Origin of the sequence: Kribbella sp. C-35 (assembly GCF_046549195.1) — a bacterium.
GTDB lineage: Bacteria > Actinomycetota > Actinomycetes > Propionibacteriales > Kribbellaceae > Kribbella.
On sequence record NZ_JAJPWG010000004.1, the window covers coordinates 657,109 to 671,956 of the forward strand.

At 66.1% G+C, this 14,848-nt stretch carries 12 protein-coding genes; 4 read left to right on the top strand and 8 right to left on the bottom strand.

Features of this window, described 5'->3' with window-relative positions:
• Positions 1–15 precede the first annotated feature (15 nt).
• Complete coding sequence (locus ACLJOO_RS28970; RefSeq protein ID WP_410790587.1) at positions 16–741, bottom strand: hypothetical protein; 726 nt, start codon at positions 739–741, stop codon at positions 16–18.
• A 451-nt stretch (positions 742–1,192) separates the two neighbouring features.
• Between ACLJOO_RS28970 and ACLJOO_RS28975 the strand changes: the two genes are divergently transcribed.
• A complete protein-coding gene (locus ACLJOO_RS28975; RefSeq protein WP_410790588.1) occupies positions 1,193–3,361 on the top strand; it encodes a P-loop NTPase fold protein in 2,169 nt (722 codons plus the stop codon).
• Positions 3,362–3,505: 144 nt separating this feature from the next.
• On the opposite strand, the gene ACLJOO_RS28980 is transcribed toward ACLJOO_RS28975, so the two are convergent.
• The 4 genes from ACLJOO_RS28980 to ACLJOO_RS28995 all read right to left on the bottom strand — a co-directional run bounded on the left by ACLJOO_RS28980 (position 3,506) and on the right by ACLJOO_RS28995 (position 7,198).
• A complete protein-coding gene (locus ACLJOO_RS28980; protein WP_410790590.1) occupies positions 3,506–4,573 on the bottom strand; it encodes a toprim domain-containing protein in 1,068 nt (355 codons plus the stop codon).
• Positions 4,570–5,460, bottom strand: a complete 891-nt coding sequence (locus tag ACLJOO_RS28985) for a hypothetical protein (RefSeq protein WP_410790591.1) — start codon at positions 5,458–5,460, stop codon at positions 4,570–4,572. Before ACLJOO_RS28985 ends, ACLJOO_RS28980 begins: the two co-directional genes overlap by 4 nt.
• Positions 5,461–5,555: 95 nt before the next feature.
• Positions 5,556–6,455 (bottom strand): hypothetical protein, encoded by a 900-nt coding sequence (locus tag ACLJOO_RS28990; protein WP_410790592.1) that lies wholly within the window; start codon positions 6,453–6,455, stop codon positions 5,556–5,558.
• 590 nt (positions 6,456–7,045) lie between these two features.
• Positions 7,046–7,198 carry a hypothetical protein gene (locus ACLJOO_RS28995; protein ID WP_410790593.1) on the bottom strand — a complete coding sequence of 51 codons (153 nt, stop codon included), beginning with the start codon at positions 7,196–7,198 and terminating at the stop codon, positions 7,046–7,048.
• A gap of 306 nt (positions 7,199–7,504) precedes the next feature.
• Between ACLJOO_RS28995 and ACLJOO_RS29000 the strand changes: the two genes are divergently transcribed.
• The 3 genes from ACLJOO_RS29000 (at position 7,505) to ACLJOO_RS29010 (ending at position 11,026) form a co-directional block, all read left to right on the top strand.
• On the top strand, positions 7,505–8,032 hold the full coding sequence (locus tag ACLJOO_RS29000; protein WP_410790594.1) for a TraR/DksA family transcriptional regulator: 528 nt from the start codon (positions 7,505–7,507) through the stop codon (positions 8,030–8,032).
• A 92-nt stretch (positions 8,033–8,124) separates the two neighbouring features.
• Entirely contained in the window at positions 8,125–9,912 is a 1,788-nt protein-coding gene (gene ctaD, locus ACLJOO_RS29005; protein WP_410790596.1) for a cytochrome c oxidase subunit I, read from the top strand.
• A gap of 454 nt (positions 9,913–10,366) precedes the next feature.
• Complete coding sequence (locus ACLJOO_RS29010; RefSeq protein WP_410790597.1) at positions 10,367–11,026, top strand: alpha/beta fold hydrolase; 660 nt, start codon at positions 10,367–10,369, stop codon at positions 11,024–11,026.
• A gap of 245 nt (positions 11,027–11,271) precedes the next feature.
• Here the strand turns inward: ACLJOO_RS29010 and tal are convergent, their stop codons facing one another.
• From tal to ACLJOO_RS29025, 3 genes are all read right to left on the bottom strand, one after another.
• Entirely contained in the window at positions 11,272–12,444 is a 1,173-nt protein-coding gene (tal, locus tag ACLJOO_RS29015; protein ID WP_410790599.1) for a transaldolase, read from the bottom strand.
• 55 nt (positions 12,445–12,499) lie between these two features.
• A complete protein-coding gene (locus ACLJOO_RS29020) occupies positions 12,500–13,252 on the bottom strand; it encodes a hypothetical protein (RefSeq protein ID WP_410790600.1) in 753 nt (250 codons plus the stop codon).
• Between the two features lie 225 nt (positions 13,253–13,477).
• Positions 13,478–14,722 carry a PucR family transcriptional regulator gene (locus tag ACLJOO_RS29025; protein WP_410790602.1) on the bottom strand — a complete coding sequence of 415 codons (1,245 nt, stop codon included), beginning with the start codon at positions 14,720–14,722 and terminating at the stop codon, positions 13,478–13,480.
• Positions 14,723–14,848: the final 126 nt, after the last annotated feature.

Sequence of the window (14,848 nt, forward strand, 5' to 3'; positions counted from 1 at the left end):
CCGGGAGACTTTTCGTCAGGCGGCTCGAACCCACTGGACGTCGCCGGCTCGGCGGTGGCCGAGGCGGCGTGGTCCGCCGAAAAACCGCTGGTCACGGCCCGCTGCGGCCCGGATCCATCGCCGTACGCCAGGATCGTTGAAGACCTCGTCGGGAGCCTGGCCAAGAGCCAGTCGCGCGAGAGCTGACGGCCTGCCGGCCCCGCCTCGGAGCAACCAGGCCAGGCCCTCGGCCTGCGCCGCCGTCGCACGGGCTCTCCGAAGGCGCGCGATGATCGCCGCGCGATAGTACGGCGGCCCGTCCGCCGCGACGCGGATGAGCCGGCGACCGATCGCGGCCGGCAGCCCCTCGCTCTCCAGCTCGTACGCGATCTGCTCGAGGTGGGGCCCAAGAGACCAGCGATGCGTCGGGGGTGGCTCGGGCAGCCGGTGCGTCAGCCGGTGCCGCCGGCCATGCAGAACCGTCGCACGGACTACGTCCATCAACCGCCACCGAACCAGGTTGGCCAGGTAACCCCACGACACCCCGTCCGGCGGCGGTGCAGCCGCCAGCTCAAGACACCGCTCCCAAGCGATCACTCGCGCCAGTTGCTCGGCCTCGTCACGCCCCAACGCCGCCCGCAACCGGCTCGACAACGGAACAACGATGTGCGACTCGATCTCCTCGACCAGCCGCCGCGAAGGCTCCGTCGCCCACCCCGAGCGAGCTGCCTCCGTGATCAGTTCCTCCAGGTCAACGTCCATGCCCTCAATCTGCTGTCCGCCGACCCGATCCAGAACCTGGATCCCGGAATCAAGGACTCCTGGAAATCTCCCCAGCGCGACCAGGTCACAGATGTCCTCCGTCCACAGACGCGCGACACTTGTCCACCAGGTGATCTGCGACAGTGCGTAAGCACGAAGGCAGGTCCGCGCGGATGACCAGCGACCCGTCACCGCCTACTTGGCGCCGCGTGAGTTCATGCACGGGGCACGGCAGGAGCGATCACGACACACGGTTCGGTCCGAAATTACGTTCTGCCTGGCAGGATTCGGCTGTGCGCAAATCGGTGTCACCAGGACGCAGCCGTAAGAGTCCGGAGGTACAAGGGACTCGTCAGGCAGTTAGCCGACCGCGATGAGGTGGTTCCGCCGTTGGCATCGCCGCGATGCGCAGGAACCTACGGGGCCGGCTGCGACGATTGAACCTTCGCCCGTGGAGGTCGACGCCGGAGTCGACTACTTGGCCGACAGTCCTATCGAGCAGGCCGAACGAGACCGGTTTGGGCGGCGCGCTTGGGCGGGACGTGTGGCGGAGACGATTGCGGCGCAACGGGATGCGTCGAGCCTGGTGGTGGGAATCTACGGGCCATGGGGTGATGGAAAGACAAGCGTGCTGAACCTCATTCACGGCACGCTTGAGGAGACTGCAGGAGTCGTGCCCGTCAGGTTCAACCCATGGCGGCTAGGCGACGAGACCGAGATGTTCCAGGGATTCTTCGCGACACTCGCGGACGCGCTAGACGAGCAGACGGCGTCAACCGCGGAGCGCGTGGGGCAGACGCTGCGTGACTACGGCGGGCTGCTCGTCGCCGTCCCCGTGGTCGGAGACGCGCTGAAGGAGGGGGCTGGCGCGGCTGGGGCGAAACTGTCAGAGACAAGCCTGGCTAAGCAGCGGAAGAAGATCGAGGATCTGCTCGCAAAACACGGGAAGCGTGTCGTCATCCTCATCGACGACATCGACCGGCTCGACAAGAGCGAGATTCAGGCAATCTTCCGGCTGGTGAAGATTGCGGCAGACTTCAAGCACACGGCGTACGTGCTGGCGTTTGACCACCGCGTGGTAGCGAACGCACTCGCGGAGCGGTATGCCGCCGAGCCGACGCACGGTGCGAGCTTCATGGACAAGATCATTCAGTTGCCGCTGCACCTGCCGCCGGCACCGCCGGATGTGCTGCGCGCCCTTGCTCTGGAGACGGTCGACGCGGCGCTCGCCCAGGCTGAGATCGACCTCCCGAAGGAGGCCGCCGCCGCATTTGTCTCGGCTTTCGATCGCGCCGTCGGCCCTCGACTAACGACTCCGCGGGCGGCCAAGCGGTACGGGAACGCACTGCTCTTCAGTTTGCCGATGATCGGCGGTGAGGTGCATCCCGTTGACCTGATGCTGGTCGAGGCGATGCGTGTTTGCTATCCATCGCTGTACGAGTGGGTCCGATCGCACCCCCACGAGGTTCTCGGCCCCTACTCCGGCAGCGGTGGCCGCGACCATCCGGCGCTCGCTGCCCTCCGCACCGCCGTTGCCGCCGCGACCGAGGGGTTGTCCGCTGATGACACGGCCCGCGCCCTGACGCTGCTGACGACGCTGCTGCCGCGCACGGAGAGCGCGTGGGACAACAAGCAGTGGGGTAGTGACTGGGAAGAATCGTGGGCGCGAGACAAGCGGATTGCGTCCACGTTGTACTTCCGGCGGTACTTCACGTACACGGTCCCGCCGGGTGACGTGCCAGACGCCGACCTGGAAGCGCTCCTCGCAGAAGTCGATAGTGGCGAGTCAGACATCGACCGGCTTGTGTCGATTGCCTCGGCGGTCCTCGACACGGCCGGGGCAGACACGGTGATCCCGAAGCTTGCTGCCCGTATTCCCAGCCTAGGGTCGAGTGCAGCAGTGCGCCTTGCGATGACCGTCGCAAGCCTCAGCGATCGGTTCCCCGATGCCGCCGGCTTCCTCGCCCTGTCGCCCCTGGAGCGGGCAGCGGTCCTAGTCCGCGACCTGCTCGGCCAGGTCGTCATTGACGAGCGCGGTGACCTCGCGGCGGCGCTAATGCGCGACGCGCAACACCTACCGTTCGCCGTTGAACTACTTCGCTGGCTGCGGCCGCAGGCCGAGCGTAAAGACCGTGCGGTCCTCACCATGGAAGCTTGCGAGGCCGCCGGGCGAGTCCTGGCCGACCGGCTCCTCGAAGTCTGGTGCGCTGGTGACCCGTTTACGCGACTTGCGAGGAAGGCGTCCGCATCACTGCACATGTGTGCCGTCTACGGCGACGGCGACGCGCTGCGCGAGTGCCTGCGCCGCCGCATCGACGCCGACATCTCTTTCGCCTTTGCCCTGATGCGCTCGTTCCTCGGCCAATCATGGTCACTGGACACGGGCGCTCCGCTCGTTCCCGACCTGCGCCGCGAGGGTTACGAGGCCATCCGAGACTACGTCGACCCAGATTGGCTGTTCTCCCGCCTTCAGCAGAGCCTTGGCGACGAAATCGGCGCGGGCGAAGAGCACTCACAACAGAGCGTTGATGAGGACCTGCGGCTCGCCCACCAATACGCTCGCCTTCACCGCGCCGACGTCGATAACACAAACGCTGAGGCTGAGGAAAGTACTGACTGACCCGTTGTAGTGCCGACACCTTGGCGTTCTCCGACGCCCGCGCATCGGCGTGTGCGTGCTTAGGCCGGCGCGCCCGGCGGTCGCCGAGGTTCCTAGCCTGTCGTGCCTCAGTTGGCGGACGATCTGTTGGCGGACCACAGCCCGTTACAGATCTCTGTAGCTCTGCGGTAGGTCGATCTCCAGATCTGCGCAGGCCCGACGACCTGCTCGTTGCCGTGGCCGTGCAGGGCTCAGACGGCCGACTGCCGCGACTACCTCGCGCGACACGACGTGTTCGTCCAGGTGCACAGCCTTTGCGAGCCTTGCGACCTCGCATGCAACCCGCTCTGCAGGCAGGCTCGCCACCAGGGGCGCTACAGCCCGGACAGCGTTGACCTGGCCGCTGAGGTGGTCGAGCACGTTGATCCACTTCGCGAGTTCGACCTCGATCACGAAGTCGGTCAAAGGTCGCGCCGATCCGAGCACGTCGTGCAGCAGATCTGGGCGAGCCGCATAGAGCGCAGCTGGGTCCTGTTTGTCAGGCAACCGCGCAAAGAGCACCTCGTCGAACACATCTGACAACACGGGGAGGCTCCGCACAGCGCCAGTCCGCCCTCCCAGATCGCCGTCCAGAGCGACCAGAACCGTGCTTGTCCGGGACTGCGACCTCGCGATCAGGGCCTGCTCACGCGTGATCGCCGTACCGCAGCAAGCCGCACCGGCCCAGTCTGCGCCCGCAAGACTTACCGCCAGCGCGTCCATCGTGCCCTCGACGAACACCGGAACCGCCCCCAAGCGCAGCCGCTCGACCTGAGCATCGAGCCCGACCAGCGTGTGCGCCTTGGCGTAGATCTCGGTGTTCCGCGTGTTCAGGTATCGCAGGCGATCGCCGGCGGCACGGCCGATGAAGCCGACCGAGCGCAGCTCCTTGTCGTGCGCGGGGAACATGATCCGGTCCCGAAACCGGTCCACCAGGTAACCGTTGCTGGTCACGAAGGCCAGACCTGCCCCCACGATCTCCGCATCGTCGAACCGAGCGCGGCGCAGATAGCCAACCAGTTGTGACCAGCCGTCGGGCGCATAGCCCACCGACGATCCGGACCTCGGCGCCAGGACCGCACCTAACCCCCGGTTTCGCAGATGCTCGGCCGCCCACCCACTAGGCCCCTCATGGAGCTGTTGCCGATAGAACGAGGCCGCCGCGACATGAGCGTCGTACAGCCGATCCTTCACAGGCCCGGTCCACGATCCGGTGGCTCTGGATCACCGACGAGCTCCGCGGACGCCGCGCCACCGAACCGGTAGGTCAGGAGCGGCCGAGCCGTGGTCAGCAGATCGTTCATGATCTGCGGGCCGTACTCGGCGTTGACGATGCTGCTCGGGCTGTGCGGCAGAACGACCGCGCGGACACGGTCGTAGTACTGCGCCAGATCGAACAGGTAGCCGGTTGTCAGCTTCTGACGATGCTCGTCGCCGTGGGCAATAACGATCGCTGTGTCGCCGAGGCTGAACTTGCGCAGCATCCTCACCTGCGCCGTAGACAGCCCGTCACCAAAGACCGGAATCCCCGCCCACTGGCCTTCCGTCGCCCGGCTCATACTCGACACGGTGATGGCGTCGACCGGGTTGTCGACGATCACCGGAACCGCGCCGCTCCGCAGAAGATCGATCTGCTCGGCGATTCCAACCAAGACGTTGGACGGCTGATGAATCGCCGTAGCCGGGCTCAGAGACTGAGCCCGGCCGTCTCTGCCAATCCCGATGAACCCTGTCGGATGCAACTGGGCATCCCTGGCGACCAGCACTAGCTGATCGCGAACACGATCCGTGATGTCCGCGTCGCCGGCACGATTGACCAATCCCGCACTTTCCATCGTCGAGTACGCGAAGTTCTCAGCCGCTAGGTGATCGACCAAACCGGTCAAGGTGTCCGGGGCATATCCGACCTTCCAGCCCGAGTCCGCTGACAGCACCTGCTCGATCCGTGCTTCCTTCAAGTACTCCAACGGCCAGCCCGTTGCTCGAAGCAACGCTCCCCGAAAGAACTGCGCCGCGGAGACGACCGCCTCCAGCGACCGTCGCCGCTCCTCCATCGTGATCGCAAACCCAGGATCATTCACCGAAACCTCCGTAAGCCGAACACATCCGGCCTCGAAGATCTCCTCGGATCCGTCACTGCCGAACCCGGATCACGACTTCCAGGAACTCAATCGAGTCAGAGCCCGGGCCCCGGTGCCGGCGGATCCAGATCGGTGCTCCGCAAGGCGACGAACCCGCTGCCGCTGGCCCGGTACGTCATCAGCGGGCGCGACGTCAGCAGTAGGTCGTGCACGCGCTTGGCCCCGAATTCCTGCGCCAAACCAGCGAACGACTCTCCCGGAGGCAACGCGACCGCCCGCACCTTGTCGAAGAAGAACGCAAGATCCAGCAAGTAGCCAGCCGACTGGTTCCGCTCGACCTCACTCCCGGCCAGGACGACGACCACCTTGTCGCTCGTACTGAACTGGCGCAGCATGTTGGCCTGAGCCGTCGACAAGCCAGCACCACACACCGGAATTCCAGCCCACTGTCCACCTGCCCGCAGGCCGGCGTTCGACACAGCGATCGCATCCACGGGCTCATCCACGATCACCGGAACCGCACCACCCGCAAGAAGAGCCCGCTGCTCCACTGCCCCAACCAGGACGTTGGACGGTCGATGAACCGGCGTCACCGAAGTCGCCGACCGTGCCACACCATCAGGCCCGATACCGACAAACCCAACCGCCGACGACCGCCGATCATGAGCGATCAGCATCAACTTGTCCCGGTGCAGATCCACCGCATCGCTGTGCTCGCTCCATGCCAGCAGGCCAGCCCGGGCCAACGTCCCGTACCCGAATCCCTGCCTCTGCAGGTGATCCACCAGATTCGACCAGCTCCGCGGCGCGTACCCAACCTTCCACGGCGAGGCCGTCGACAACACCGACTCCGCACCGTGCGCCTTCAAATACTCCAGCGGCCATCCACTCGTTGCTCGCAGCAACTCCCGCCGGAAGAACTGCGCAGCCGCAGCATTCGCCGCCAACAACCGCCGCCGCTCATCAATCGACAGCCCAAACCCCTGAGAACTCACCAAAAACCTCCGAAGCAGCATCCACAACTGACTGCCTCGAAGCCCACCCCGACCACAACGCCGGCAGAACCCGGAACCCAACATCAAGGACACCGGATCCCGCCCCGATCACGTCGGACTCATGCCGTGCCCCCTGTCCAACTCTTCCGATATCGACTGGGTCGACACCGAACTGCGACGCTTATGTACACGCCGACGATGGCGCTCATCGAACGGAGACGGCGAGTCTGCCCAGAGCCCAGCCGAACGTGCCAACTGAGCTCCAGCCGAATCAATCGCCTCGTCGATCAACTGAACGAGCGTCCGGATACTCCACGTAGCATTGGCCTGGTCCTGCGCCGCACCGTTCCGCGACGTTTGCGGTGCATCAGCCGGGGCGTTCAACTTACCCTGATCCATGCCCCGAAGATCGCCCGCCGAGCTCGACACCAGAACCAGGAACACAGATCCAGGACCTTGCCAGAAGGCATGTGGCGCCGAGGCTGGCGCGATAGTTCGCTCAGTCGCGGGGTTTGCCCCGGCCGTCAGCCGGACCTGTGGTCGCGCGGATCCGGAGATCAGGCTTGAGGACGAGTTCCCGGTCAGGCACGTCAGCACCAGACGTCCGGGCGATGATGCGGTCGACGGCGAGGCGGGCCGCCGTCGAGCTGATCCTCGCCGTTGTACACGACGACGCGAATCTCGGCGCCTAGCCCACGCGACCGCATCGCGTTGACGTAGGCGTCACGACGCGAGACCGCCACCAGCCCTGTCCCGCCCTGGCGATGAATGACTCGCCGGTGGCCGAGCTCGACCAGATGGTCGACGGCCAGGCGATGCTGTGCTCGTCCGACGTACGTACGAGGTTGACGTCGGTCTGGCTCGACTGATCGAGTCCAGACCCGGTTGCCGGTGTTCGGCAACGAGGGATGGTCGCCTTTGACCGGGCTCGGGCATATCCACTGTCGGGACGGGGCGGCAATGTGGCTGTCAGCCGGACGACGGTCAGCGAGGTCTCGCTGTTTGACCACTGGCTAGCCCGCTTGCCCAGCGCGATGCGAGGAGGTCTCGTGACCGAGCCCAGACGTGTGGTCCCGACTGGTGAAAACCACTGTCGATGGGACTTGGACGTTGCGGCTTTCAGGGCGGATCTTGAGCAACACCGGCGGTTTCGGGTCGAGCAGCTCGACGAGCTCACGGCCGATGTGTCGGCAGGATCCAACGAGGTGATGGACGAGGTGACGTCCGCGCTGATGGCAGCCGCGGAGACGGCCCTGACCGATATCGATGCTGCTTTGCATCGCATCGATCAAGGCAGTTTCGGACTCTGTCGGGCGTGCGGCAGCGCGATTGCCCTGGATCGTTTGATGGCGCTGCCGATGGCCAGCCTGTGCATGCTTTGCCAGCACGCACGGGACACCAGCGGCGCATTCCGCGAACAGACACCATGGCGGCGCCGCGGCATGCGACCCATCTCAGCACAGCCGTCGCGGACCGTTCCGCCTCCTTCGGCGCACGCCGAGCCACAACCTCACGACATCGTCGATGTGTGGGGCTATGACTCCTTTCCAGCCAGCGATCCGCCGGCGAACTGGTGAACGGGCCACACGCAGATGCGCGTACGAAGACGTGATGGAGAGCTCGTGGTGAATCTGACCTGTATTACTTCGCGTGGCGCCGGAGCAGGACGATGACCGGGGCCGCTGAACGGGCGACAAGCGTCGCCGCGACGGCAGGCGGCCGGCGCCCACTCGGTCGTGCGCTGGTGCGGGTCCTCACCACCACCGATCACAAGCTGATCGGGCAGATGTACCTGATCACGTCGTTCGCGTTCTTCCTGATCGGCGGCGTGATGGCCCTATTCCTTCGTGCTGAGCTGGCCAAGCCGGGTCTGCAGATCGTGAACGAAGAGGTGTACAACCAGCTCTTCACGATGCACGGAACGATTATGCTGCTGCTGTTCGCGACGCCGCTCTTCGTGGGATTCGCCAACGTCATCATGCCGGTGCAGGTCGGTGCTCCCGACGTGGCGTTCCCGCGGCTGAACATGTTCAGCTTCTGGCTGTTCCTGTTCGGCGGCCTGATCGCGATCAGTGGCTTCTTCACTCCCGGCGGCGCAGCGAGCTTCGGCTGGACCGGCTACGCCCCGCTGTCGAACGCGGTCCGTTCGCCGGGTGTCGGCGGCGACCTGTGGATCATGGGTCTGTGGATGGCCGGTCTGGGCACCATCCTGGGTGCGGTCAACTTCATCACCACGATCATCACCATGCGCGCGCCCGGTATGACGATGTTCCGGATGCCGATCTTCACCTGGAACACTCTCATCACGTCGATCATGGTGCTCGTGGCGTTCCCGATCCTGGCGGCGGCGCTGCTGGTGCTGGAGGCGGACCGGCTCCTCGGGGCTCATGTCTTCGACGCGGCCAACGGCGGACCCATACTCTGGCAACATCTGTTCTGGTTCTTCGGGCATCCCGAGGTGTACATCATCGCGTTGCCGTTCTTCGGCATCGTGACCGAGATCCTGCCGGTGTTCAGCCGGAAGCCGGTCTTCGGCTACATGGGGCTTGTCGGCGCGACGCTGGCGATCGCTGCGCTGTCGTTGACGGTGTGGGCACATCACATGTTTGTCACTGGCGCGGTGAGTTTGCCGTTCTTCTCATTCATGTCGTTCTTGATCGCCGTACCGACGGGGGTGAAGTTCTTCAACTGGATCGGCACGATCTGGGGTGGCTCGGTCTCGTTCGAGACCCCGATGTTGTGGTCGCTCGGGTTCATGACGACGTTCTTGTTCGGCGGTCTGACGGGCGTCATCCTGGCCTCGCCTACCCTGGACTATCAGGTCACCGACACCTACTTCGTGGTCGCGCACTTCCACTACGTCGTGTTCGGCACGGTGGTGTTCGCGATGTTCGCCGGGTTCTACTTCTGGTGGCCGAAGTTCACCGGCCGGATGCTCGACGAGCGGCTCGGCAAGCTGCACTTCTGGCTGCTGTTCATCGGCTTCCACACCACGTTCCTGGTGCAGCACTGGCTCGGCATCGAGGGCATGCCGCGGCGCTACGCCTCGTACGGCGCCAACGAGGGCTTCACCACCCTGAATCAAGTATCCAGCGTCGGTGCCTTCATCCTGGGCGCGTCGACGTTGCCGTTCCTCTACAACATCTACAAGACGTACCGCCGAGCACCATTGGTGGGAGTGGACGACCCGTGGGGCTGGGGGCGCTCGCTGGAGTGGGCGACCAGTTCGCCGCCGCCGCGGCACAACTTCGAGAAGCTGCCCCGCATCCGCTCCGAAAGCCCCGCGTTCGACCGACACCACCCAGAAGTGGCACTCCACGCATCCCCGGACAACCGCATACCCAGGAACAATCTGCTGGATGCCGGTGAAGACCAGAGACGAATGGAGAACGTCGAAGAGAACATCGAACAACAACACTCCGACGGGTCCGGGCGAGACGCTGACCCGTCAGAGTGACCGTCCCTACCGTCCTCCGACGTCTTCCGCTCTGGCTCGACGAGGTGAATCCGTCGCGGGATGACCGCGTCACATGCCCGGCACCGCCAACCGCCACGTCATCCTCTCGCCGATCAGCACCAACGGCACCGGCCCTGTCGGAGAGGCCTACTTCCGAAAGGTCCTGCCCGGCATCGGTGTGACGCTCGACCGGGTCCGAGCCGACCGGATCCTCCAAGAAGCCCCGCCACCGGCGCCGACCCGCTTCACCTGCAACTTGTCTTCAACCTCGACGCGTCCACCGCCACGCGCTACGCGGCCACAGCCCGCCACATCCTCACCACCAAGGCCGAAACCGCCCAACTCGCTATGATCACGCAACAGCAACTGCCCAAACGTGGGTTCGGTCCGTCCTGGCTTCAGAGATCCTGAAACCCGTTAAGCAGACTCATGCTTCAGACAGGGAGGTTGCCCAGTGACTGTCCTGCGAGCCGGCCGCGGCCGACCTGTCACCCTCTTTGTCCCCGGGCAGGGTCGCGGTCCGTCGCCCTCGGCGCCGATGCTCGCCGCTACGCGATGGTTCGCGCAGGACGTGCGAGGCACGCAGCTCTCCTTTTATTACGAGGAGTCCGGCCACTTCGACCGCGTGCCGCCGCTGCGCCGCCAGGCCGAACGGGACGCAGAGGAGGCCCGGGTCGTCGCGGATGCCGTCGGAGCCACCCGGGCACTGGGCATCTCGCGGGGCGCTCGGGCTCTCGCCGGACTGCTCGCCCACGACCCCGGCCGATTTGAGCGCGTTGTCCTCGTCGTGCCACCCGGCGACCGCCTCCAGACGCCCCTCAGCTACCGGGTCTGGCTCGACTCATTGCCGGCTGCCGCGAGTGCGCCTCCTGCCCCCAATACGAGGATCCTGGTGCTGGGCCTGAGGGGAGATCGCGGCCACCCGGCGCGTGCCGCCGAGGAGTGGGCCGGTCGCCTCGGTGCCCGCCTGGAGCTATTCCCCGCGCGCGGCACTGTGCCGCAGCGGGAGCTGATGCCTAGCGCTGCAAGCCGGTCTCCGGAACTCATTTGGGGCGACCTTGTTCCTGGGTACGAGCTGATGCGCAGTGCCGCCACCGAGTTCCTAAACGCGTGAGCGGAGACAGTCGCATCGAGAAGATCGAACCCGCCACGATCCGTCGCCAGCAGGGCCGGGCCACCTTGGGTTCAGCTCGGCACCACTTCAGAAATCGTGAATCCGCGGGGCTCCGGGTGATGACCGATAACCACTTCAGCTACAAACGATCCAACGACGTCCGCGACGCCATCACCACACTCCGCTGGGGCTGGCCAGGATAGCCGGCCAGGGCCGGCGCCGCCTGCTCGGCGAGGGCGGCAGGTTCAACTGCGGCGGGCATGGCTACGTCGTCGAGAGGCATCCGAGGAGTCCTTCTCGCGGGTAGTGCCGGGTGCCGTCGGCAGGGCTGCCACCAGGTTTTTCAGGTTGTCCAGTACGTCTTGGTATGCCTTGTTGAAGCCGGCGATGCCGTTGTCCTCCAGGGTCCGTCCGAGGGCGGTCATATCGATGCCGACCGCTGCCAAGCGCTGCATCAGTTCGGCTGCCTGCGGCACGCCGTTGTCGACGGTGCGAGCCATCGTGCCGTGATCCTCGAAAGCGGCGATGGTTGCTTCAGGCAAGGTCGTGACCGTTTCGCGGCCGATGAGTTCCTCGACGTAGCGGGTGTCGCGGTCTTTCGGGTTCTTGGTGGACGTCGATGCCCAGAGCGGACGCTGGACGTCTGCGCCCAGGCCGGCGAGCCGGTGCCAGCGCTTGGTAGAGAACTGTTCGCTGAACAGCCGATACGCCAGCTTGGCCTGCGCGACCGCGGCCTGACCGCGCAGAGCCAAGGCCCCGTCGGTGCCGAGTGCCTCCAGCCGCCGGTCGACCTCGGAGTCGACCCGGCTGACGAAGAACGAGGCGACGCTACTGACAGTCGAAGGATCGCCGCCGTTCGCGGTGAACTTCTCCAGCCCGGACAGGTAGGCCTCGATGATCTCGGCGTAGCGGGGCAAGGAGAACAACAGCGTGACGTTGATGCTGGCGCCCTCGGCGATCAGCGCTTCGACGGCGGTGACGCCTTCGGCGGTGGCGGGAATCTTGACGAGCAGGTTGGGTTGGGCGATCCTCCCGCGCAGCCACCGCGCGGCGGCGATAGTGGCCGAAGCGTCGTGAGCCAGCTCCGGAGAGACCTCCACCGAGACGAACCCGTCGATGCAGTCACCCCCGTCGAAGACCGGCCGCAGGACTGTCAGGGCCTGGCCGGCGTCGGAGATGACGAGCTCCCAGTAGGCCTCGTCCACCGACTTGCCGGCCGCCATGAGTTCCAAGAACTGTTCGTCGTAGTCGTGGGAGCCGGTGATGCTCCGGGCGAAGATCGTCGGGTTGGCCGTGACGCCGCGGATCCCATCGGCGACCATGCGCGCCAGCGTGCCGTCACGTAGGTAGGCGCGCGTGAGGTTGTCCAGCCATGGGCTTTGTCCGAAGTGGCCGTAGAGGTGTTCCAGCTTGGTCATCGTGTTCTCGGCTCTCCCTGGCATCGGCCAGCTGCGGCTGTCGAGCGCTGGTTGTTCACTTGTCCGTGTCATGGAGCAGGTCGTCCCAGTGAATGGAGGCGCGACCTGCCGCGCCGTCTCCCAGGACGAACCTGCTGGGGTCTCCGGCTGCTCGGGGTCCTGATGCCAGCCAGGCGGCCATGCCGTGGGCGGTACGGCGCTCGATCTCGTCGAGATACGCCCGCCGTTCTTCGACGATCCGCAGGCGGAGCGCCGGCGTACCGGCTCTTTGCAGAGCCGAGAAGCTGGCCCGCCATGCCACGCAGAGGGCTTCGTCGCTCAGGGCGTCCGGCGCGACGTGAGGCTTCGGCTCCTGGTCCGGGTCGGTCCCCAGGATGGCTGCTATCGCCAACATCGTCGAGTCGTCGGCACGATCCGGCTGGGGAGGCTGGGGCGACGAGCTGGCCAGGTGGCCGTGTTCGCTGAGCCAGCGGACGCTGTAGCGAATCACATAAGGGGATCCGCAGATGACGACGGCCAGGAGGAGCACTGCTGTCGCAGCGCCCACCAGGTTGCCCAGGCCGATGAAGGAGACCGTGCCACCCGCGGTGGCGGCTGTCCTGGTGGCCACGATCCGTCGTCGATCCCGTGGACGCCGGCTCGGACCGTCGGGGTCTGCCAAGGCGACCATGGCCACGACCGCGCCGATGAGGGCCGCGAGGATGAGCAGCATGATGGCGTTGGTGAGTGACCAGGTGAAGGCCATGGCTGCACCCAGAGCGCCGAGCACACCGCAGAAGAACAGCCAGAAGACTCGATAGACCTTCATGGCGTGTTCACCGGTTCCGTAGTGCCGGGCGCGTCGAGGCGAGCTGCGACTGATTGATGCACGACAAACCTCCTTGCGGCGGGCCGTTTCCGGGAACCTGCTCGTGCAGCTACGACTGTGCCGCGGCGCGTCGACAACAGGTACGGCAACGATCGGCGAACCTGAGGCCGGGCTGTTGGCCGACGCTCGGCAACGACGGTGCCTTGGAAGTCAGGGCCGGGTCGGTCAGGCGTGGGCCTCTGCGCCGGGTGGAAGGTCACGGGCGGGCCAGTCGAGGAGTCGTGCGCCAAGGACGGCTATGTGCAGGATGAACCGTTGGGCTGGGTCGCCCGGGTCGTGTCCGGTGAGCGTCTTGACCTTGTCCAGCCGATAGGTGACGGTGCGGACCGACATGTTCAGGCGCCGGGCCGCCTCGGTGGCGACCTCGCCGGTCGCGAAGTACGCCTCGAGGGTCTGCAGCAGCGGCTCCGCGCCACCGCGGGCCTGGGTCAGCGGGCCGAGCACGGCCTGGATGAGATCGACGATGGCGGCCTGGTCACGGATCAGAACCCGGTAGACGAGCATGTCGCGGGCATCAACCACCGGGGTGTCGAGTTGCAGCCGCTCGGCCAGCGTCAGCGCCTCACGCGCCTCCTCGTACGAGCGCGCGATGCCGTACGCCCCCGGATAGGGCCTGCCACTCGAGACCCGCCATGCGCGACCGGATCGGTGCCGGATCAACGCGTCGTGGATCAGAGTCCCCACAGCCTGGGTAATGGTCCGCGGTGCGGTGCTGGGGGCGGTCGCGGGGACCAGCACCACGAGGAGTCCGTCCTTGGTGGCGACGAGCACTTCGCGGTCCCCGAAGCGGTCAAGTATGAAGAGTTCCAGCATGTTCGCGCTGGTGTCGCCCTCCGGAAGCCCGTCGGCGGGACGGGCCAGAACCACCTGGTGCGGCCGGCCAAGGTCGAGCCCGAACGGTTCGGCGCGCTCGACTATCCGAGAGACGTCGGGGTCGCCGCGCAGCAGGTCGTCGACCAGCTCGCGGCGCAGCGCTTCCTCCTGCCGGATCAACTGCTGCGTGGCTACCTGATAACTGTCGACGAGGACCGAGATCGCCTCACCGACAGCACGAAGTACCGCCTGCGCCGAGGCACGGACGGTGTCGCGGTCGCGGTACGGCACGACGTCGGGCAGATCCCGCCACATCCGCCAGGCAGCGGAGAGGTAGAGGTCGACGACCCGTCCGGCCGGTATGCCTTGTTCGGCGGCACGACGCCCGAGCTCACGGACGATCGCCAGCTCGTGTTCACCGGGCCGTCTGCCCGAGATGGCGGCGTCGGCGAGCAGGGTGAGGTACTCGACCAGCAGCTCCAGCGGCGCTTGGGACGAGTCTCCAGCCGCCGCCTGCGCGATCGCCGTCAGCCACGCTTCGTCGGCGCTGTTCGCGCCGCCGGAGCCCGGCCATCGCAGCCCCCTGGGCTCGCTCATCCCACTCCCTCTCACACTGATCGACACAGGTGTGTTGGGCGCAGGTCCAGTAGAGCATCGTTGCCGGACGTCGGCCATAACCCCGGTCACAGGTTCGCCGATCGGCGCACTACCTGTCCAACCGCT

What these genes read in the sequence shown, in the direction of transcription:
- tal (WP_410790599.1), bottom strand. Translation starts at nt 12,444, where the DNA reads ATGACCAAGCTGGAACACCTCTACGGCCACTTCGGACAAAGCCCATGG.
- ACLJOO_RS29020 (WP_410790600.1), bottom strand. Translation starts at nt 13,252, where the DNA reads ATGAAGGTCTATCGAGTCTTCTGGCTGTTCTTCTGCGGTGTGCTCGGC.
- ACLJOO_RS28970 (WP_410790587.1), bottom strand. Translation starts at nt 741, where the DNA reads ATGGACGTTGACCTGGAGGAACTGATCACGGAGGCAGCTCGCTCGGGG.
- ctaD (WP_410790596.1), top strand. Translation starts at nt 8,125, where the DNA reads ATGACCGGGGCCGCTGAACGGGCGACAAGCGTCGCCGCGACGGCAGGC.
- ACLJOO_RS29025 (WP_410790602.1), bottom strand. Translation starts at nt 14,722, where the DNA reads ATGAGCGAGCCCAGGGGGCTGCGATGGCCGGGCTCCGGCGGCGCGAAC.